This is a genomic window from Nonomuraea sp. NPDC052129 (assembly GCF_040680095.1).
Classification (GTDB): domain Bacteria; phylum Actinomycetota; class Actinomycetes; order Streptosporangiales; family Streptosporangiaceae; genus Nonomuraea.
Map to the genome: position 1 here is coordinate 26,771 of NZ_JBFAVX010000056.1, position 19,442 is coordinate 46,212.

General features: G+C 68.8%; 20 protein-coding genes. 9 read left to right on the forward strand and 11 right to left on the reverse strand.

The window, feature by feature from the left end:
• Positions 1–6: 6 nt before the first annotated feature.
• Entirely contained in the window at positions 7–885 is an 879-nt protein-coding gene (locus tag AB0L53_RS57030) for an aldo/keto reductase family oxidoreductase (RefSeq protein WP_364014777.1), read from the reverse strand.
• A gap of 111 nt (positions 886–996) precedes the next feature.
• On the opposite strand from AB0L53_RS57030, the gene AB0L53_RS57035 reads away from it, so the two are divergent.
• Positions 997–1,440, forward strand: coding sequence for a helix-turn-helix domain-containing protein (locus AB0L53_RS57035; RefSeq protein WP_364014780.1), 444 nt, complete (start codon positions 997–999; stop codon positions 1,438–1,440).
• A gap of 55 nt (positions 1,441–1,495) precedes the next feature.
• Here the strand turns inward: AB0L53_RS57035 and AB0L53_RS57040 are convergent, their stop codons facing one another.
• On the reverse strand, positions 1,496–1,876 hold the full coding sequence (locus AB0L53_RS57040; protein ID WP_364014783.1) for a helix-turn-helix domain-containing protein: 381 nt from the start codon (positions 1,874–1,876) through the stop codon (positions 1,496–1,498).
• A 149-nt stretch (positions 1,877–2,025) separates the two neighbouring features.
• Between AB0L53_RS57040 and AB0L53_RS57045 the strand changes: the two genes are divergently transcribed.
• On the forward strand, positions 2,026–2,430 hold the full coding sequence (locus tag AB0L53_RS57045; protein WP_364014786.1) for a RidA family protein: 405 nt from the start codon (positions 2,026–2,028) through the stop codon (positions 2,428–2,430).
• Positions 2,431–2,465: 35 nt separating this feature from the next.
• Here the strand turns inward: AB0L53_RS57045 and AB0L53_RS57050 are convergent, their stop codons facing one another.
• On the reverse strand, positions 2,466–2,747 hold the full coding sequence (locus AB0L53_RS57050) for a hypothetical protein (RefSeq protein WP_364014788.1): 282 nt from the start codon (positions 2,745–2,747) through the stop codon (positions 2,466–2,468).
• A gap of 166 nt (positions 2,748–2,913) precedes the next feature.
• Here AB0L53_RS57050 and AB0L53_RS57055 point away from each other — a divergent pair, with 166 nt between their 5' ends.
• Together AB0L53_RS57055 and AB0L53_RS57060 are read left to right on the forward strand one after the other, a co-directional pair.
• Positions 2,914–3,459 carry an SDR family NAD(P)-dependent oxidoreductase gene (locus AB0L53_RS57055; RefSeq protein ID WP_364014791.1) on the forward strand — a complete coding sequence of 182 codons (546 nt, stop codon included), beginning with the start codon at positions 2,914–2,916 and terminating at the stop codon, positions 3,457–3,459.
• Entirely contained in the window at positions 3,456–3,605 is a 150-nt protein-coding gene (locus AB0L53_RS57060) for a hypothetical protein (protein WP_364014794.1), read from the forward strand. Before AB0L53_RS57055 ends, AB0L53_RS57060 begins: the two co-directional genes overlap by 4 nt.
• Here AB0L53_RS57060 and AB0L53_RS57065 read toward each other — a convergent pair.
• The 4 genes from AB0L53_RS57065 to AB0L53_RS57080 form a co-directional block, all read right to left on the reverse strand.
• Positions 3,602–4,291, reverse strand: a complete 690-nt coding sequence (locus AB0L53_RS57065; RefSeq protein ID WP_364014797.1) for a type 1 glutamine amidotransferase domain-containing protein — start codon at positions 4,289–4,291, stop codon at positions 3,602–3,604. The two genes, AB0L53_RS57060 and AB0L53_RS57065, sit on opposite strands and share 4 nt — an antisense overlap.
• Positions 4,292–4,425: 134 nt before the next feature.
• Positions 4,426–5,217, reverse strand: a complete 792-nt coding sequence (locus AB0L53_RS57070; protein WP_364014800.1) for an arginase family protein — start codon at positions 5,215–5,217, stop codon at positions 4,426–4,428.
• Positions 5,218–5,259: 42 nt separating this feature from the next.
• Positions 5,260–6,138, reverse strand: a complete 879-nt coding sequence (locus AB0L53_RS57075; RefSeq protein WP_364014802.1) for a TIGR03619 family F420-dependent LLM class oxidoreductase — start codon at positions 6,136–6,138, stop codon at positions 5,260–5,262.
• Positions 6,139–6,246: 108 nt separating this feature from the next.
• Complete coding sequence (locus AB0L53_RS57080; protein ID WP_364014805.1) at positions 6,247–6,624, reverse strand: DUF2255 family protein; 378 nt, start codon at positions 6,622–6,624, stop codon at positions 6,247–6,249.
• Between the two features lie 319 nt (positions 6,625–6,943).
• Here AB0L53_RS57080 and AB0L53_RS57085 point away from each other — a divergent pair, with 319 nt between their 5' ends.
• Both AB0L53_RS57085 and AB0L53_RS57090 read left to right on the forward strand, forming a co-directional pair.
• On the forward strand, positions 6,944–7,987 hold the full coding sequence (locus AB0L53_RS57085) for an NAD(P)-dependent alcohol dehydrogenase (protein WP_364014808.1): 1,044 nt from the start codon (positions 6,944–6,946) through the stop codon (positions 7,985–7,987).
• A gap of 24 nt (positions 7,988–8,011) precedes the next feature.
• Positions 8,012–9,037: an aldo/keto reductase gene (locus AB0L53_RS57090; protein WP_364014811.1), complete on the forward strand. Its 1,026-nt coding sequence runs from the start codon at positions 8,012–8,014 to the stop codon at positions 9,035–9,037.
• 722 nt (positions 9,038–9,759) lie between these two features.
• Here the strand turns inward: AB0L53_RS57090 and AB0L53_RS57095 are convergent.
• Positions 9,760–11,193, reverse strand: coding sequence for an MFS transporter (locus AB0L53_RS57095; protein ID WP_364014814.1), 1,434 nt, complete (start codon positions 11,191–11,193; stop codon positions 9,760–9,762).
• Positions 11,194–11,982: 789 nt separating this feature from the next.
• On the opposite strand from AB0L53_RS57095, the gene AB0L53_RS57100 reads away from it, so the two are divergent.
• The 3 genes from AB0L53_RS57100 (at position 11,983) to bla (ending at position 15,903) form a co-directional block, all read left to right on the forward strand.
• Complete coding sequence (locus AB0L53_RS57100) at positions 11,983–12,795, forward strand: MerR family transcriptional regulator (RefSeq protein ID WP_364014817.1); 813 nt, start codon at positions 11,983–11,985, stop codon at positions 12,793–12,795.
• Positions 12,796–12,802: 7 nt separating this feature from the next.
• Positions 12,803–14,851 carry a prolyl oligopeptidase family serine peptidase gene (locus AB0L53_RS57105; protein WP_364014820.1) on the forward strand — a complete coding sequence of 683 codons (2,049 nt, stop codon included), beginning with the start codon at positions 12,803–12,805 and terminating at the stop codon, positions 14,849–14,851.
• Positions 14,852–14,958: 107 nt separating this feature from the next.
• Positions 14,959–15,903 carry a class A beta-lactamase gene (bla, locus tag AB0L53_RS57110; protein WP_364014823.1) on the forward strand — a complete coding sequence of 315 codons (945 nt, stop codon included), beginning with the start codon at positions 14,959–14,961 and terminating at the stop codon, positions 15,901–15,903.
• A gap of 119 nt (positions 15,904–16,022) precedes the next feature.
• Here the strand turns inward: bla and AB0L53_RS57115 are convergent, their stop codons facing one another.
• From AB0L53_RS57115 to AB0L53_RS57125, 3 genes are read right to left on the reverse strand one after another with little or no spacing between them, the layout of a single operon-like run.
• Positions 16,023–17,387, reverse strand: a complete 1,365-nt coding sequence (locus AB0L53_RS57115; RefSeq protein ID WP_364014825.1) for a YcaO-like family protein — start codon at positions 17,385–17,387, stop codon at positions 16,023–16,025.
• Positions 17,380–18,411, reverse strand: a complete 1,032-nt coding sequence (locus AB0L53_RS57120; RefSeq protein WP_364014828.1) for a TOMM precursor leader peptide-binding protein — start codon at positions 18,409–18,411, stop codon at positions 17,380–17,382. The genes AB0L53_RS57115 and AB0L53_RS57120 overlap by 8 nt, the downstream gene beginning before the upstream one ends.
• Positions 18,408–19,346 carry a SagB/ThcOx family dehydrogenase gene (locus AB0L53_RS57125; RefSeq protein ID WP_364014830.1) on the reverse strand — a complete coding sequence of 313 codons (939 nt, stop codon included), beginning with the start codon at positions 19,344–19,346 and terminating at the stop codon, positions 18,408–18,410. Before AB0L53_RS57125 ends, AB0L53_RS57120 begins: the two co-directional genes overlap by 4 nt.
• Positions 19,347–19,442: the final 96 nt, after the last annotated feature.

Sequence of the window (19,442 nt, forward strand, 5' to 3'; positions counted from 1 at the left end):
GCCGGCCTAGCCCTCGGCCGCCGGCTTGTCCAGCTCGGCGAGCTCCCCGTCGGAGAGTGAGACTCCCGCGCCGGCGACGTTCTCGCGCAGGTGCGCCGGCGACGAGGTGCCAGGAATCAGCAGGATGTTCGGCGATCGCCGCAGCAACCAGGCCAGGGCGACAGCCTTCGGCGTCGTGTCCAACCGGGTGGCCACGGTCGAGAGCGCCGCGGACTGAAGCGGGCTGAAGCCGCCGAGGGGGAAGAAGGGCACGTAGGCGATGCCCGCTTCGGCGAGCGTGTCGATCAGGTCGTCGTCTTGGCGGTAGGCGAGGTTGTACATGTTCTGCACGCACACGATCGGCGCGATCGCCCGTGCCTCGGCGACCTGCTCCGCGGTCGCGTTGCTCACTCCGAGATGCCGGATCAGGCCCTGCCGCTGGAGCTCCACGAGCGTCTCGAACGGCTCGGCGAGCGAGCCGGATTGGGGTCCCTCGGCGTTGCCGAGCCGGAGGTTGACCAGGTCGAGCACTTCGAGGCCGAGGGTCTCCAGGTTCTCGTGGACGGAGCGGCGCAGCTCGTCGGGCTGTCGGGCCGGGGGCCAGCCGCCCTGCTGGTCGCGGATCGCGCCGACCTTGGTCACGATGTGCAGCGATTCGGGGTATGGGTGCAGCGCTTCGCGGATCAGTTGGTTGGTGACGTGCGGCCCGTAGGCGTCGCTGGTGTCGATGTGGGTGATTCCGATGTCGACGGCCTCGCGGAGGACGGCGAGTGCGCTGTCGTGGTCGGCAGGCGGCCCCATGACTCCGGGGCCGGTGAGCTGCATGGCGCCGTAGCCGAATCGGGTGACGGTCAGGTCACCCAGGGTTCCGGTTCCGCCGGGGGGTGAAGTGGGGAGCGTGCTCATATCTCTGCCTTTCGTGGTTAACGGCTCCTTGTCTATATATGGGGATGTAACTTCCTGATAGGAAGTAGGCACCTCAAAGTGCGTAAGTCGCCCACGGGTGAGGAGCGGTCGATGGCAACCAAGACCGTGGCCCAGAAGAAGGCACAGGCCAAGGCGGAATATGACGCTTTCCTGGCGGCGTGTCCTAGCCGCAAGCTGCTCGATCGGATCTCCGACAAGTGGGTGGCGCTGATCCTGGCCGCGCTGGGCAGCGACGGCCCGCATCAGTTCGGTGCCGACTGCGCCGGTGAGCCCAGGTCGATGCGCTACTCGGAGCTGTCCCGCCTGCTGGCCGGCGTCAGCCAGAAGATGCTCACTCAGACGCTGCGCTCCTTGGAGCGGGACGGCCTCATCACCCGCACGGTGACGCCGACCGTGCCAGTGACGGTCACCTACGAGCTGACCGAACTCGGTCTCTCGCTGCAGGAAATGATGCGCGGCCTCAAGGCCTGGGCCGAGACGCACATGGACGATGTGCTCGCCAACCGCGCGACGTACGACACCCACGTCGCCTGAACCGGGGCCACGCCGCGAGCGGACGGCCTCGGCCCGGCGCGAGCTACGTGAACTGTCAGGCGTGGAAGCCGCGGCGGGCGGCTTCGATGTGACCGAAGTACTGGTGGGTCCAGTCGCAGATCAAGTCGACCGTCGCTCGCAACGCTTGGCCCGGCTCGGTAAGGGTGTACTCGACCCGTGGCGGCACTGTGGGGTGCACCTTCCGCTCCGCCAGGCCGTTGCGCTCCAGCATGCGCAGGTTCTGGGTGAGCATCTTGTGGCTGATGCCCTCGACCTCGTCCCGCAACTCGCTGAAGCGCAGGGTGCGCTGGCCGAGAGCCTCGATGATCAGCAACGCCCACTTGTTGGCGACATCCGAGAAGATCTCCCGCGCGAGGGAGTCCGCTCGCCGCAGATCGGCTTCGTCGGACGAGTCCCTGAGCTGCTTGGTCACCATCTGGTTCCCCAGTCACTAAAAAGTTCGTTCTTCCACGTCAGCGCACACTCTCCTATAGTTTCTGAGTAACCGCAAGAGACCAGAGGAAGGTCAACTCGTCCGTTGCCTTCGCGCTCACGCGACCGAACGAAAAGACTGATTGGAAACTCATGACCGTCTCACTCATCAACCCTGACAAGCATGTCCGAATCCCGCTCTACCACCACGTCGCGGTGGCGACGGGTAGCAGGCAGATCCACATCGCGGGACAGGTCGCCTGGGACGAGAACGGCGAGCTCGTGGCACCGGGCGACCTCGCCGGACAGGTCGCCCAGGTCTACCGCAACGTCGCCAAGGCGCTCGACGCGGCAGGAGCGACGTTCCACGACGTCGTCCGCTTCACGTGGTACGCCGCGGGCTGGAAGAGAGAGATGTACGACGCCTTCAACGCGGGAATCGACCAGGCGGCCCGCGAGTTCGATCTCGCTACGCCGCCCGCCGCGCTGATCGGGGTCGACATCCTCTTCGAGCCCGGCATCCTCGTTGAAGCCGAGGTCACCGCGATCATCGACTAAGGGCTTCGTCATCGCTCACCGGAATTTCCGGCCGGTCAGTACGTGATGAGGATGGGCCGTTCGGTGATCTGGACAGCATCGCCCGGCCGGACCGGACTGCTGGAGCCGTCGAGCCGCCATACGCTCCCGGCACCGGGAACGGTGACGGAGGCCGTACCCTGGTGCGTCCACCGTAGGGCGGCGGCGTGCTCGCCATCCGGCCCCGCGACGATGAGCTCACACTGCCAGACGTTGGCCGGCAACCCCACGGGCAGCCCCTGCCCGCAGGAGCGGAGCCGGGCGTGGGCGAACCAGCGCTGCAACTGTTCGACGGCCAACGCGGCGCGCGTCGGCGCCCCACCCTCAGCGGGATGTCATGGTCTTAAGGAGCTGTTCACGGTTGGCTCGGGGTTACCTGGGGTCCTCTGTGTCCATGGATCGCTTCCTGTACCGCCGGCGAAACCGGAGCCGGGTCCGGTTAATCCTACGTGAAGGAACATAACAATGCTCACCATTGCCTTCGGGCCGGCCACGACCGCTGAGGAAACCGTCGACGGCGTCGACCTGTCCGCCAAGAAGGCCATCGTGACGGGAGCGTCGTCGGGAATCGGCGTGGAGACCGCGCGGGCGCTCGCCAAGGCCGGCGCCGACGTCACCCTCGCGGTCCGCGACACCGCCGCAGGCGAGAAGGTCGCCGCCGACATCGTGGCGTCCACTGGCAATGCGCGGGTACAAGTGGCCTTTATGGACCTATCGGTCCGCGACTCGATCGACGCCTTCGCTGCCTCCTGGCGAGGCCCGCTCGACATCCTGGTCGACAACGCCGGCATCATGGCCACCCCCGAGCGGCGTACCGCCGAGGGCTGGGAGATGCAGTTCGCCACCAATCATCTTGGCCATTTCGCCCTTACTTCCGGACTGCACGACGCCCTTGAGGCCGCCGGGCGCGCGCGGGTCGTCGTCGTGAGCTCCGTGGGCCACGTCAATGGGGACATCATCTGGGACGACATCAACTTCGAGCGCCACCCTTACGACGAGTCGAAGGCGTGACCGGACAGTACTTCGAGGACTGCCAACCAGCCGTCCCGCACACACCCGGACTCCGGCGCGGCTTCGCGGCCTACGCCGTCGACCCCGACGCCGCCGCCCGCCTCTGGCAGGTGTCCCTCGACATGATCGGCAAGGCAGCCCGCTAAAGGACCTTGAGCAGCCGTTCGGCCAGGACGGCCGCCGACGCGGGGTTCTGCCCGGTGAACAGGTTGCGGTCAACCACCGTGTAGGGCTTCCACATCTCGCCCTTGGTGAAGTCGACGCCCAGGTCGATGAGCTCGTCCTCCAGCAACCAGCGGGCCTTCGAGGCGAGCCCGACCGCGTTCTCTTCCTCGTTGGTGAACGCGGTGATCTGGAAGCCGGCGAAGGGCGACACGCCGTGGATCCTGGTGGCCAGCATCGCGGCCGGGGCGTGGCAGACGATCGCGAGGGGATTGCCGGAGGCGAGCGCCGCGGTCAGCAGCCGGCCGGCGTCCGCGTCGATGTACAGGTCTTCCATGGGGCCGTGGCCGCCCGGGCAGTAGACGGCGTCGTAATCCTCCAGGCGGGCGTCCGCCAAGTGGATCGGCCGCCGCATCACCTCCGCTGAACGGATGATCGCCTCCAGATCGAGAGCGATCTGCGCGCTACCCGCCATCTCGGGGCGCAGGCTCATCATGTCCACGGTCGGTACCACCCCGTTGGGAGTGGCGACCACGACCTCGTGGCCGGCCTCGGTGAGCGCCTTGTACGGGGCCGCGAACTCCTCGGCCCAGTAGCCCGTCGCATGCCTGGTGCCGTCCTTGAGCGTCCAGTACGCCGTGCCGGTCATCACGAAAAGTAGCTTCGCCATCGGGCAACCGCCCCCCGTCTGCATCTGCTGCGGTTGGCTCAGGCCCTTCCTGGACGCAGCCTATGTCGAGTGTTATCGAGGCCATGTGGCGGGGTGGACGTCGCACCACAGGCGTCCCGTCGCCTACGCGACCGTCAGCGCGTCAGCGCGGCGCCCAGCCGGCGGATCGTCTCGGCCTCGCCGGGGTCGGCGGCGTCGCCGGCCGGCGCGTGCTCGGTGATGGCCGCGCCGATGATGTCGTCCACCTGGGAGACGAGGTCGATCAGTCGCAGCGGCTGTACGCCGTTCGGCTCGGGATAGCAGGTCGAGCCGAAGGCGGTGGGCTCCAGGACGTCGAGGTCGATATGCACGTACACGGGACCGCGCAGACCGTCGAGCACGCGCTCCAGGTCGTCGACGCCGTACCTGCGCAGGCCGGTCTTCGCGAGGTACTCGTGCTCGGACACGTCGCCCGCCCGCTCCCCCGCGATGATCACCTGCCGTGGTGCCAGCGGCCGCGGCGGTGTGAGGCCGGCCGGCCCGTCTCCGAGCAGCGCGCGTACCACCATCCCGTGGAAGGCGCCCGATGGCAGGGTCCGCGGGCTGTAGACGTCGGGGTGCGCGTCGATCCAGAGCACCGTCAAAGCGTCCCCGTAGCGGGCGTGAGCGGCGGCGATCGGCGGGATGTCGACCGCGCAGTCGCCGCCGACGGTGATCACCCGGTCGTCGATGCCGGTCAGTGCCTTCCGCGTCAGCCGCTGATTCTCCACGAGCGCGTCGTACGCGCGGACCCCGGCGCCCTTGTCCCCGCCGGTTTCCATCACGGGCACGGTCACCACCGCGTCGGCGGGAACGAGCTCGGCGGCGCGGCGGGCACCGGCCATCAGCCGCGGCGCGTCGCTCGACGCCGATCCTTGCCATTGAGGTACGCAGAGCACTGTCGTCATGCGGCGACGTTACGAGGCGTCGGGATCAAAGGTCCAGCAGAATCAAGCCGGACCGCTGAGGGAGGTGTCGAGGAGGGCGAAGCGCTGGGCGAACGCGGACATCTGATCGCGTTGCCGGTCCAGGTCGGGGGCGGTGGGGTTCACGACGAGGCGGGTCACGCCTTGCGCGGCGAGGGCTTCGACCTGCTCGTCGGCCATGTCGATCGACCCCCATCGCGTGTACTCCAGCGCTCCCGGGCTACGCCCTGCCTCGACGGCGGTCGAGCGGGCGAGGTCCAACTGCAGGGCGCGCTCGTCCGGGCCGAGCGCGCCGCCGGGGAAGTAGCCGTCGCCGCGTCGCCCGGCGCGGCGGGCGGCCGCCCGGCTCGATCCGCCGATGTGGATCGGCAGGTGGGTGACACCGACGGGCTTGGGGAATTGGCATAGGTCGTCGAAGGCGAAGAACTCCCCCGCGAAGCTGACGCCGTCCTCGCCACCGGCCCAGAGCAGGCGCATGACATCGATCGCCTCGTCGGCGCGCCGGCCCCGGGTACTGAAGTCGACCCCCACCGCCCGCGCCTCGCCGGGCAGGGAGCCGAGCCCCACGGTCAGCAGCCGCATCCGCCCCTTGGACAGCACGTCGATCGTCGCCAGGCGCTTGGCGAGGACCACCGGGTGGTGGTACGGCAGCAGCAGCACACCCGTTCCGAGCTGGATCCGCTCCGTGGCCGCGGCGACGAAGCTCAGGCAGTCGAGTGGATCGGCGTAAGGCAGCGACGGCGGGAGCTCCATGGTCCCGACCGTGGCACCGGGGTACAGCGCGATGTGCTCCGGCAGGTACAGCGACTCGAAGCCGCTGTCCTCGGCATGCCGGGCGAAGGCCATGATCCTTTCGGGGTCGACGCCAAAATAGGCCGTGTTGTAGCTGATCCCGAACTTCATCGTCATTCCTCCGATCGGCGCACGGAGGATCGGCATGCGCCCCCCGCCTGTCGCCGACACGCTAGAACGTTGCCGCTAGCGTCAAGGCAAGACTGGGGGCCGCAAGGTTCAGCGAGGCTCGAGCTTGCGGGTCGTGGCTCGCACCTCGGGCGCCACCATGGCGTCGATGTACGTCGGACCGTAGCGGCCGTACTTGGCGCGGTAGGCGGCGTCGATCTGGTTGTCGATGTCAGGATCGGTTTCCGCCTCGATGGTGACGTCCTTGTCGACGCCGCCGGCCCGGATATGGCCTTCGTGGGTCTCCTGGACCGTGCGGAACCAGGCACCCGCGCCCGCCTTGTAGGAGCGGACATAGAGGTGGTCGCCATGGCGGACGACCCAGATCGGCACCGGCTTGCCCAGCGTGCCGTCGCCGCGCCGGGGCTCGATCCGCAACTCGTCGGCCGCTTCGATCCTGCTGAGCTCGTCGCTCGTCCACGTAGTCATCGGCTTGTCTCCTTCGTCATATCGGTGATCGCCGCAGTCTCGAGTGCCGCGGCCGCATCGTCGATACCCAAACCCGCGCCGCCGACCCGGCGCCTGGGGGGCCCTGTCACACCCCTGAACACCGCTCCCCGGCACACCCCGCCCTGCCGCGCGGCACGCGGCGGTGGCACAGTGGATGAGGGAAAGAGACGTTTTCCCTGCTCAGGACGGCTTCAGAAGAGCTCAGAACACGCTCGCTTCGGCGGCCTCGCCACGCGCCGCCGTCAGTCATAGAAGCAGTCGTAGAAGCAGTCATAGAAGCTTCAGCACGGAGAAGAACATGCTCACCGTCAACTCCTACTCCGCCACGTCCGCGACCGAGCCGCTCGCCCCGGCGAGGGTCGAGCGTCGCGACGTCGGCCCGCGCGACGTCCTCATCGAGATCAAGTACTGCGGTATCTGCCACTCCGACATCCACTTCGTACGCGGCGAATGGGGCACAGCCCCCTATCCCGTCGCCCCCGGTCACGAGATCGCCGGAATCGTCGCCGCGGTCGGCCCGGAGGTCACCCAGTACGCCGTCGGAGACCGGGTCGGCGTCGGCTGCATGGTCGACTCCTGCGGTGAGTGCTCCAGCTGCCGCAAGGGCGAGGAGCAGTACTGCCTCAAGGGCAACACGCTCACCTACGGCTCCACCGACAAGGACGGACGGATCACCCAGGGCGGCTACTCCACCCACATCGTGGTGACCGAGGACTTCGTCGTGCGGATCCCCGAAGGTATCGAGCTCGACTCCGCCGCGCCGCTGCTGTGCGCCGGCATCACGACGTACTCGCCGCTGCGCCGCTGGGGCGCCGGCCCTGGCAAGAAGGTGGCGGTCGTCGGGCTCGGCGGGCTCGGTCACATGGCCGTCAAGCTCGCGCACGCGCTGGGCGCCGAGGTGACCGTCCTGTCGCAGTCGCTGAAGAAGAGGGAGGACGGCCTGCGCCTGGGCGCGGACCACTATTACGCCACGAGCGACCCGGAGACGTTCGAGCAGCTCGCCGGCTCCTTCGACCTCATCGTGAACACCATCAGCGCGAAGATCGACCTTGACGCCTACCTGTCGCTGCTGGCCGTGGACGGCACGATGGTCAACGTCGGCGCTCCGGCCGAACCACTGGCGTTCAACGTGTTTCCCCTCATCATGAGCCGCCGGTCGTTCGCCGGTTCGGCGATCGGCGGCATCCGCGAAACCCAGGAGATGCTCGACTTCTGCGCCCAGCACCACCTCGGGGCCGAGATCGAGGTCATCTCGGCCGACAAGATCAACGAGGCGTACGAGCGCGTCCTGGCCTCCGACGTGCGGTACCGGTTCGTGATCGACATCTCGACCCTGGCCTGAGCCACTTTCGAGAAGGAGTACTTCATGGAGTACTGCCAACTGGGACGCACCGGCGTCTCGGTCAGCAAGCTGTGCCTGGGCGCCATGATGTTCGGCGAGTGGGGCACGAAGGATCACGATGAGAGCATCCGGATCATCAACCGGGCACTGGACGCCGGGATCAACTTCATCGACACCGCCGACATCTACTCGGCCGGCGAGTCCGAGGTCATCGTCGGCAAGGCGCTGGCCGGTGGCCGGCGCGACGATGTCGTACTCGCGACCAAGGCGCACATGCCGATGGGCGAGGACCCCAACCAGCGCGGCAACTCGCGCCGCTGGATCATCCGCGAGGTCGAGAACTCGCTGCGGCGGCTGGGCACCGACTGGATCGACCTCTACCAGATCCACCGCTACGACCCGGACACCGCCATCGACGAGACGCTCGGCGCCCTCACCGACCTCGTCCGCGCCGGCAAGGTCCGCTATGTCGGTCACTCGACCTGGCCGGTCTCGGCGATCGTGGAGGCCCAGTGGACCGCGAGCGAGCGCGGCCGTGAGCGCTTCACGTGCGAGCAGCCGCCGTACTCCATCCTCGTGCGCGGGATCGAGGCCGACACGCTGCCCACGTGCGCGAGGTATGGGATGGGCGTGATTCCGTACAGCCCGCTGGCCGGCGGCTGGCTCACCGGGCGCTACCGCAAGGGCTCGGAGTCGAGGCCGTTCTCCGTGGCGCGCCAGCGGCTCGCCGACCGGTACGACCTGTCGATGCCGGAGAACCAGCGCAAGCTGGAGGCCGCCGAGCAGCTCGCGGAGCTGGCCGACAAGGCGGGGATCCCGCTGATCGAGATGGCGATCGCCTTCGTCCTGCGCCACCCCGCGGTGACCTCGGCGATCATCGGCCCGCGGACCATGGAGCATCTCGAATCGCAGCTGCCCGCCGCCGACGTCAAGCTGCCGGATGACGTACTGGACCGCATCGACGAGATCGTGCTGCCCGGGGTGACGATCAACCCCGCCGACAACGGATGGGCCAGCCCGGCCCTGCAGCCTGCGGCACGACGCCGGTAGCCCCGTGCTGCCACCCTGTCGTTCGCCTGACCTACCTGAGTCGTTCACTTCAACCCGACATTGCCTACATACAATCCCCGCATGACCGCTCGGAGCGTCGCGCGGCGAGCCGGTGATGGTCGAGCTCGGCGCGGGGACGGGTGCCTTCACCGAGGCCATCCAGCGACGGCTGGGCGGCCGAGGCAGGCACATCGTGGTCGAGTCAGTGGCCCGTTCTCTCCCATACCGGGGTCTACCCGCAGTTCGCCTACAACTGGACACGCTGGGCCGCTCCGGCGCGGCGGCTGACCACCGCGGCCTGCGGACGCACTTCGAGGAGGTCGTGACGACCATGACGGTCTGGCAGACCTGCCGCCCGCGACCGTCCCCACATAGGGTGGCACCTGAATACGGCAGAAACGGGCCGCGTTCGGCTATCGCCGCACCTCGCGCATGGTGTGCTGGTCAGGCTACGGGGGCAGAACGCTCGCCGACTCGCTCTACGTCCGCTACTGCGTGCAGGACACGTCCTTCCACAACTTCGCCGACTGGCTGATGTTCGGCGGCAAGCTCATCGGCCACAACGACCCTCAACCTGACCCCGCCGGCCGCCAACCCCGCCACCCGACTCGACCTCGAGTCCCAAGTGCTCGTCGCCCCATAACCGGCGGCTCGCTCGCCGCTGCGGGTATTCTTCGGCACCGAAGGGCTGCGGATGACCCAGCAGGCCTACGCCGAGCGGCTCAAGACGTGGGCCGACTGGGAGGAGCTGTCAGCGGCGGCTCACTGACTGCTTGGCCTCCTGACTGTTCGGCCCGGACGCCCCTCGGCGTCCGGGCCGCGGTCAGCCACAGGCCGGTGAATACGGCGCAGGCCAGCGTCACGGCACCCGCCGCGAGGAAGGCGCTGTTGAGGCCGGATTCGAAGGAGGCGCCGCCGGACTCCCGCGTGTGGACGATCGCCCCGAGCACAGCCACGCCGAGTACCGCGCCGATCTGCCGGGTGGTGCTGCTGATGCCCGAGGCGAGGCCGCCCTCGTGCGGGCTGACCGCCTGGATGGAGGCCCCGGTCAGCGGCGACATGGTGAGAGCGAATCCGATGCCGACGACCGCCAGCCGCCACCACACGTTCCCGTAGCCGGTATCGGCGTGGACGAAGCCCAGCGCCAGCAGCCCCAGCCCGGCCAGCGCCAGGCCGCTGCTGACGACGACGCGGAAGCCGTACCTGGCCGCGAACCGGCCCGCGTACGGGCTGACGATCACCATGGCCAGCGAGACGGGCAGGGTCCGCAGCCCGGCGACCAGGATCGAAGTGCCCTGGACGTAGACGAAGAACTGGGAGAAGAAGAACGACGACCCCATCAGCGCGAACCCGACCACGACCATCGCCGTGTTGGACACCGTGAACAGCCGCTGACGGAACAGCCGCAGCGGCAGTATCGGCGTTGACACACGACCTTCGACCACGACGAACGCGGCCAGGAGCGCCAGCCCGGCGGCGAAGCCGCCCAGGATCACCGGCGAGGTCCAGCCTCGGGAACCGCCCTCGATCAGGCCGTAGGTCACAGCGCCCACGCCCGCGACGGACAGGACCGTGCCGGGGACGTCGATCGGCGGCGCGCTCGGGTTGCGGGATTCCCCCAGCACGCGCAGCCCGGCCAGCAGCAGGACCGCCCCGATGGGCACGTTGACCAGGAAGATGGCGGGCCAGCCGAAGGCCTCCACCAGGATCCCGCCCGCCAGCGGTCCGGCGGCCAGGCCGATGCCGCTGAACCCGGCCCACAACCCGATCGCTCTGACGCGCTCCCTTGGGGCGGGATACGCGGCGGCGAGCAACGCCAGCGAGGCGGGGCTCAGCGCCGCGGCCCCAATGCCCTGCAGCACCCGCCCGGCGATCAGCCAGCCGATCGAGGGCGCGAGCGAACACACCACCGACGCGGCCGTGAACACCACCACCCCGGCCAGGAACACCCGCCTGCGGCCGAACCGGTCGGCGAAGACGCCGCCCGACAGCAGCAGCATGGCCACCAGCAGCACGTAGGCGTCGACGATCCACTGCAGGCCGGTCAGCCCGGTGTGGAGCCGCTGCTGCATGTCGGGCAGGGCGGCGCCGACGATCGTGTTGTCGAGCAGCACCATGAACTGACCTGCGCAGGTCAGGGTGAGCAACGCTTTCACGCAGATCCCTCACAAAAGCAGTTAATGACTGGTCTCACGCTTTTGAACACCTTGTCGTCCCGCTCGAGGCGGGGATCGCCTCGTCGGTCAGTTCCGCCGAGGTCACTTCACCGGCACGCGTGGCGGCCCGCGAGTTCTTCGGCCGATCGAAAGTCGATTCCATGAATGTGCACCCTAATGGCAAGCAACAGGCGCTCGAAAAGCCGAAAAACTGCTTCCGAGATGTCGCGTCCCAGGTCAGTGGGGTTAGCGATGGGGAGGCCATAAAATGGCGCTCCGCACAATGAGATAGATGTCTCCATGCTCATCGGCGCATGGCCATAACGAGCTGGATTTGTCCAGTAGTGGAATAACTCTTTTAAAGTCTTCCCGTGTCAACAGGCGTAGGCCAACAGATGTTGACATCGAGCGCGACCAGGTCGACAAGTGTCGGCATACGACGGAAGGAGCCTTCCAGCTCTCCCAAGCCTCCGGCCACAACCGTGCCGAACTGGAGCGCCGCCTGGCCACGCGCACCTCAACTGCCTGGGCTGCCCCATCGCCTCCTCCGGCCCCAACCAAGGCTTGCGCGCGCTCGGGCAGATCCCCGACCTTCACCAGCTCCGGTACGCCCACGCCACCGAGCTCATCAAACCCACGACCAAGATCATTCCCGGTGGCACCCGTACATGCCCCGCCGTCCTGCTTCGCGTAGCCGCATCCCACCGCCTCGACGGCCACCGGCCACGATGAGACGGGCGGGAGCTCTGGCTTGAACCTCCCGTGGCGGGAGGATCTACCGTCGACTCCGTGACCGGAAACGACGGTATCGAGCGTCGATGGACCATCGGAGAGCTGGCCAAGGCCACCGGGGTCACCATCCGTACGCTCTACCACTACGACGAGATCGGCCTGGTTCGGGCCGGCGAGCGGACCGCGTCGGGCCACCGCCGCTACACCGAGGCCGATCTGCGGCAGCTGTATCGCGTGCGGGCCCTGCGCGGACTGGGACTGTCGCTGGAGGAGATCGCGAACGTCCTTCGGCGACCGGCCGACGACCTGGCGGCAATGCGCGACCTGCTCGGCGCCCAGCTCGCCGAACTGGAGCTGCAATCGGCCCGGATGGCGCAGCTCAAGACGAAGATCGGCGGGCTCCTCGGGCTGCTCGACCAGTCGGTCATGCCCGATTCCGAGCACTTCATGACCGCCCTCGAAGAGATCTCGGTGTACGAGACGTACTTCGCCCAGGAGTTGCGAGACCACCTGGCCCAGCGCCGGATGCAACTCGGCGAGGACACGCTGCGGGACTTGCGGGCCGAGTGGCTCGTCCTGCTCAAGGAGGCCCATCAGCACATGCTGGCGGGCACGCCCGTCGACGACCCTCAGGTGCAGGCCGTGACCGCCCGCTGGACGGCGATGGCGGCCGCGCTCCAGAGCGGCAACCAGCAGCTCGACGAACGGCTCAAGATCGCCGGAACGGCGTGGTGGCGCGACAACAGCGCCGGGGTCAGCGAGGAGGTCAGCCGCCAGATCGAGTGGCTGGACGCCGACGGCCTGCCCGCCATCTTCGACTACCTCCAGCGGGCCGTGATCTGGGCCCGCGAACACGAATCAGGAGAGTGACGCGAGAATGCGATACCCCGAGGCACCGATACGGCCGGAGCACAACGAGGTCGGCGGCCTGGTCTTCGACGACCCCTACCAGTGGCTGGAGGAGGACGACGGCGAGGGTGTGGCGGCCTGGCAGAAGGCCCAGGACGAGCTGGCTCGCTCCTACGTACACGGCTGGCCGCACCATGAGGCGCTCGCGGTCCGCGTCGATGAGCTGGTCGAGCAGATGGACGCCCGCAACCTGGTGGTTCCGGTGCGATACGGGCCGCGGTGGTTCCGCGGGCGCATCCCCGACGGCCGGGAGCTGATGGTCTTCGAGACGGCCGACGCCCCCACAGGTCCATGGCGCATGGTGATCGACCTCAACGAGCTGTCAGACGGTACGCCACTGCGCATGAGCCCGCAGCCCTCCCCTGACGGCAGCCTGCTGGCGTACTCCCTGGACGCCGGGGGCCGCGAGCTGCCGGCGCTCAAGGTGATCGAGATCGACACCGGGAAGGTGCTGCTGGACGGCGTACCGCAGCAGCGGCCGGGGCTGGTGGCCTGGCTCCCCGACGGCAGCGGATTCTTCTACATGGCCAACGAATCGGGGGCGGCGCAGGTACGGTGGCGGCTGTTCTTCCACCGGCTGGGACAGCCGGCGCCCACCCAGCCAGAGCCGCTGGACATCCCCCACATGTTCGCCATCCCCAAGATCTCCCGGGACGGGCGCTGGGCGCTGGTCCAGGTCGACCATCTACGGCCCCGGCCGCACTTCATCGCCCGCCTGGACCGCCCCTGGGAGTGGCGCGAGTTCATCACCGACGCCGAGCACCTGTACAAGGGCGTGCTCGTCGACGACTCCTACGTGGCCGTCACCACGGCGGGCGCCCCGCGAGGCCGCCTGGTCCGCATCCCGCTGGACAGCCCCGGTGACCCGGACACCTGGACCGAGCTGGTGCCGGGCGGCGACGCCGTGCTCACCGGCGTGACCCTGGTCGGCGAGCGGCTGGTGCTCGGCGAGCTGGTGGACACCGTCTCGCGCATCCGGATCCTCGGCCTGGACGGCGCGGACCTCGGGGAGGTCCCGCTGCCCGGCCAGGGCTCGGTCAGCTCGCTCGCCCAGGGGGTCGTCGCCCTGGGGGTGATGGACCAGGTCGTGGGCTGCGAGGACGCCATCACCTTCGGCTACACCTCCTACACCCAGTCCCCCACGGTGTACCACTACGAGCTGGAGTCGGGGGCCCTGACCGCCCTGCAGGGGTCGGGCCACACCCTCACCGGGCTGGTCACCACTCGCGTATGGGCCACGTCGGCCGACGGCACGCGCGCGCCCTGCACCCTGGTCCACCGCGCCGACCTGGACCGTTCGCGGCCACAGCCGACCCTGATCCAGGGGTACGGCGGGTTCAACGTCGCCGTGCTGGCGTCGTACCTCGGCCCCCTGGCCGCGTTCGTGGAGGCGGGCGGGATCTACGCGCACGCCCATGTGCGCGGTGGCGGGGAGTTCGGCCTGGAGTGGTGGGAGGCCGGGCGGCTGCACGCCAAGCAGAACACCTTCAATGACCTGTACGCCATCGCGGAGCGGTTGATCGCCGACGGGGTCACCACGCCCGACCGGCTGGCGGTCCAGGGCGCCTCCAACGGCGGGCTGCTCACGGGCGCCGCCGTGACCCAGCGGCCGGAGCTGTGGCGGGCGGTGGTCTGCGGCGCCCCGAAGCTGGACCTGATGCGCGTCGCCCGCGACCCGCTGGGCACCGCCGCGACCCTCTCCGAGTACGGCAATCCCAACGACCCGGCCGACGCCCCCGTGCTCATGGCCTACTCGCCGTACCACAACGTGAAACCGGGTACGGCCTACCCGGCGATCCTGCTGGACGCGGGGGCCAACGATCCTCGCTGCCCGGCGTGGCACTCCCGCAAGTTCGCCGCCAGAACGCAGGCCGCCACCACCTCGTCCCATCCTGTCCTGCTGCGCGTCTGGTCCGACGCGGGCCATGGGGGGACGAGTTGGAGCACGATCGTTCAGCAGCAGAGCTTCTGGCTGGCGTTCGTCATGCGGGAACTGGGTCTGGTGCCTGACCTGTAGCGATATTGGATGCGATATCGCTAGATCATCGATATCGCTATTAGACAGCGGATGATCACATCTGCTTTGCTCCAAGCTTCTGACAGATGAGAAGCAAGGATTTCGGCATGCGACACTTCCGCGTCCGCCGCGTCACCGCAGCGCTCCCCGCGACCTCGTTGGCGCTCTCCCTCCTGTCCGGCAGCGCTCTCGGCGCGGGCCCGGCCTCGGCCGCTACCGTCGCGGCGCCCCCGGCCGTTTCGGGCGAGGCTCAGGTCAGGAAGGAGTTGCGGGCGCTGGAGGTGTCCTTCAAGGGCCGCATCGGGGCGTACGCCATCGACACCGCCACCGGCAAGACGGTGACGTACCGGGCGGGCGAGCGCTTTCCGTTTCTGTCCACCTTCAAGGCGCCCCTCTGCGCGGCCGTGCTGAACAAGGCGCGCACCTCCGAGCCCGGCCTGATGAACAAGCTCATCAAGTGGACGGCCGCCGACATGACGCCCAATTCGCCGGTCACCGAGAAGCACGTCGAGGACGGCCTGACGGTCGCCCAGCTGTGCGAGGCGGCCATCACCAAGAGCGACGGCACCGCGGCCAACCTGCTGCTCAAGCTGATCGGCGGGCCCGCCGGGCTGACGAAGTACTTCCGTACGCTGAAGGACTCGACCTCCCGGATGGACCGCTGGCACCCCGAGCTCAACGACTGGAGGCCCAAGGACAAGCGCGACACCACCACGCCCGCGGCCATCGCCCGCGATCTCCGCGTGCTCGCGATCGGCGATGCGCTGGAGGCCAAGGATCGGGAGCAGTTCAACGCCTGGCTGCTCGCCAACAAGACCGGCGCCGAGCGCATCCGGGCCGGCCTGCCCAAGACCTGGACGATCGCCGACAAGACCGGCACCAACTCCGACGGATTCGGCGGCGGGAACGACATCGCCGTGATCCGCTCCGAGCAGGGCGCCGCTCCCATCGTCATGGCGATCTACACCAACCGCACCCCGGGCCTGCCCACCGACAACAAGACCATCGCGAAGACCGCCACCATCCTGGCCCGGGGACTCGGCAAGCTCTGACGCCGACGTTCCGCTGGGCTCCTCAGAGCTCTCCAGCCTCGCCCGCGCGGCGCCTGCCAGCCCGGGAAGACGCCACGCAGGGGCTGTGACCTCGCGCGAGTCCTCCCGTTATGGGGTGATCAAGGGTAGGGATGGGGTTCGGGGTTGGTCGCGCCGCCGTAGTCGGCGAATCGCTTGTGAAGCAGGGGCGGCGCGCTGGGCGGGCACAGGCTGAGGGTGTCCGGGGACCAGACGCGGCAGACCGTGAGCCCGAGGTGGCGGATGTCCGGGGTGGTGAGGTCGAGGTAGCCGAGCTGTTTTCCGGTCTTGGCGAAGGCTGCCACCAGCCCTTTCACGCGGCTGCGGAGGTCCGGGGCCGCGTCGGGGGGCAGGTCACGCGCCGAGACCTCCACATGGACGGCGAAGCGCTTGTCGATGATCGTGGCGTTGGCCGGATCTGTGTAGTAGGCAACGTTGTCATCGAGATCGAAGAAGCGGTCCTTGTCGGTGACGTCACTGTCCTCGATGGCGGCCTTGGCGGCCATCCAGTTGGCGTAGCGGAACACCGCGACGGCTTCGAGGAGGGCCTTGTACATCGCGTGGCCCAGGCGCTGGTCGCTGCCCAGGCCCGCGACGACCGGCGCGTTGCCGGGGTGTTCGTCGCGGTAGACGCAGGCGACGGTGAAGCCGGGCAGGTCGGGACTGGGCAGGAGGTGGAACTCCGGGGGCGGCGTGCCCGGCGACCAGTGGCGGTCGATCAACCGGGCGAGGGCCCGCAGGCGGCCGTCAAGAAGGATCTTGACGGAGGGCTGACCGCCGTACCAGTGCCCGATCACGCAGTCGAGCTGGATGAGCTCCTCCAGCGCGCCGAGCAGGGCTTTGCCCGGGTCGCTGTGGGTCGCGGTGCCGGTGGTCACCGCGGCGTTCACCCAGGGCTCGCCCTCCTTGCGCCGCGGCAGGTAGCCGACCAGCGTGAGCTGGGCGGGCATCCAGTAGGTGTCGTCCGAGGTGAGCGAGTCGGCGGGCAGCCAGCTCATCGGGGCGTCGGGGTCGAAGGGCTCGAAAAGGAAGCCGTCGCGGCCGAGCTGCTCGTCGGAGAAGAACGACAGGCACTGAGCTGACGGAATCCCGCGGCCACCGCTGCTCATGGCGCGGTGACTGGCGAAGCGGAGCCGGTCGCGGTGCAGGGCGAGGAAGGAGTGGTGGCAGTAACGCTCGGCCGACTCCCCGAGTGACTTGATGAGGGGCTCGTCGAGCAGGATGCCGGCCCCGCCCAGGTGGTGACGCTCGGCGGGGATCGGCCGGGCGTCGTACAGGACGTGCACGCCGGTGAGTTCGGCGCCGGCGATGGCGATGCGTGGTTCGCCACGTGAGCGGGCGCTGAACTTCAGCCGCGGTATCAGGCCGCACACGGGGTTCAGCATGCGCCGGGCCAGCATCCGGGTGCCTGCGTCGAACGGTGTGGTCCGCGGTACGAGGCCCGCGGTGGAACCCTGGTCAGCCACTGAGCCACTCCTTGGCCTGGAAGTAGAGCTCGGGTTCGTCGCGCTGCGCGACAGGCGAGCAGGCCGGACAGCCGGGGATCTGCAGGACCTCGCTGACGGTCGTCTCCCATGTGGGGAGGTAGACGCACAGCATCTTGCCATGGGTGAAGGAGGCGCCCGTATGGGCGAGATTGATCGCTTCCAAGGCGAGATGGGAGCAGAGCAGCGAGGACAGCGCGGGCAGCATCGGTGGACGTCCGCCCGACGCCTGTGCGGTGGTGAGCGCGTTCTTGTATCGGCGGTAGCCCGCGCCGTCGGCGAGGTTCATCGTGATGCGCGTTTCCAGACAGGTGTAGCAGGGCCCGCGGCCCGGGTGGAAGGTCGGGCCGACGAACAGGAACGGCCCATCGATCGTGCCGTGCAGCCAGGACATGCCGACTTCCAGGGCGACCCTGTTGAACAGGCTCACCGCCACTGGATCCACCCGGACACCGGCCCACACGGTGATGCCGCCTTCCCAGGAGGCGAACGTCTCGGCGACTTCGTGCAGCCGCAGCCCATGCGTGGTCCAGCCGGTGTCGGCGTCGTTGAGCACCTCAAGGACGGGATCGTCGCTGGAGTCGGTCACGTCGAGCTTCGGATCGCTGGCCGCGATCAGCTCCGTGACGCGGGCGGCCATACCGCCGTCGCCGATCACCCGTACCGGACGGGCGGGTGGCGGTGGCCCGGAGAGCAGGTCGGCGTAGTGGTCGAGGTAGTGGTCGAGTGCGTTCGTCGCGGTGTCCTCGATCACGTCGAGGGTCCGCAACTGCTCCAGGAGCGCGGATATCTCCTCCATACCGATGTTCGCCCGCGCGGCTAGCTCGGCCACCTCCCGGGAGCCGTCCAGAGCGTTCACCACCGAGAACAGCCAGCCGCGCCGGGCTTCGTCGGTGATGGTGTGCGAGGTGGCGCTCCACACGCCCTGCCTGAGCTCGACCGTGTCGGGATCATGCCCGATGACTGAGAACGACCGCTTGATACGGGGTGATGCGGGCTGTGTCACATCTTCTCCTGCTGACGCGGTCGGCTCTGCTTCTGCGGATGTGGCCGGCCGCCCGGCCGGCCGAGGACGATCAGATGCAACAGGGCGGTCCGCAGCCCGTCGACCCGGAGGACTTCGTGGGCCTCCTCGTCGTAGTAGGTCGACCAGTCCGTGCCGGCCAGGCCGAGCGCGGCCGCGGTGAGATGGACATGCTGGGCCATCGCCCCGACCTCGTGCAGCACGAACCGCAGCCCGCGCGGGCCGTACTTGCGCATCGAGCGCCATGGGCGCCCGACGAACAGCACGACGAGCGCCGCGCGGTCGATCGGCAGTAGGTCGGGCAGCTCGTCCAGGCCGCAGCGCAGCAGCGCGGCCAGTTGCTGAGGGCCACCGTGGCGGGCCAGGCAGTCCAGGCGGGGGGCGTAGCGGTACAGGCCCGGCTCCAGGTCCGTCACCTCGCGTGCGGCGAGGTGCAGCTCGACCGGGTACAGGCCGCCGCCGCTGGGGACGGCTCGGTGCGGCCGGCCCGCCTCGTGGCCGAAGCACGCTCCGGCGGCCCGTAGCAGCGCGGCGGTCTCGGGCAGTGTCACCGGGGCCCCGCTGAACGAGCGGGTGCTGCGCCGGGCCGCGATCGCCTCATCCAGCGCCATCCGCGCCGGCGCCGGATCCGGCAGCTCTACGCGGCATGCCGCGGGGATGCTCTCCTCATCGGTGTGGCTCAGCGTCTCCATGCTCGCGGTCGTGAGGTAGTCGGCGACCGAGCGCTGCAGCTCACGGTCGTGGCGGCGGAGCCGGCTGGCGTACAGGAACTCCTCGGCGGGCGAGGCCGACCGGGAGATCCCGAGATGGGAGTGCCGGAGCTGGTTGGTGTGGAAAGCCGTGCTGTCCAGCCATGGGCTGACCGCACGGAAGAAATTGGTGCCGAGCGCGGAGCGCAGCACCGGCGTGTTCTCCATCTGCACCGATCCTTGAACGAGGTGGGCCGGATGAGTCATGGCCGGATCCGGCGGGTGCCGTGTCCCGGTCCCCGGACCGGGACACGGGGCACCTCG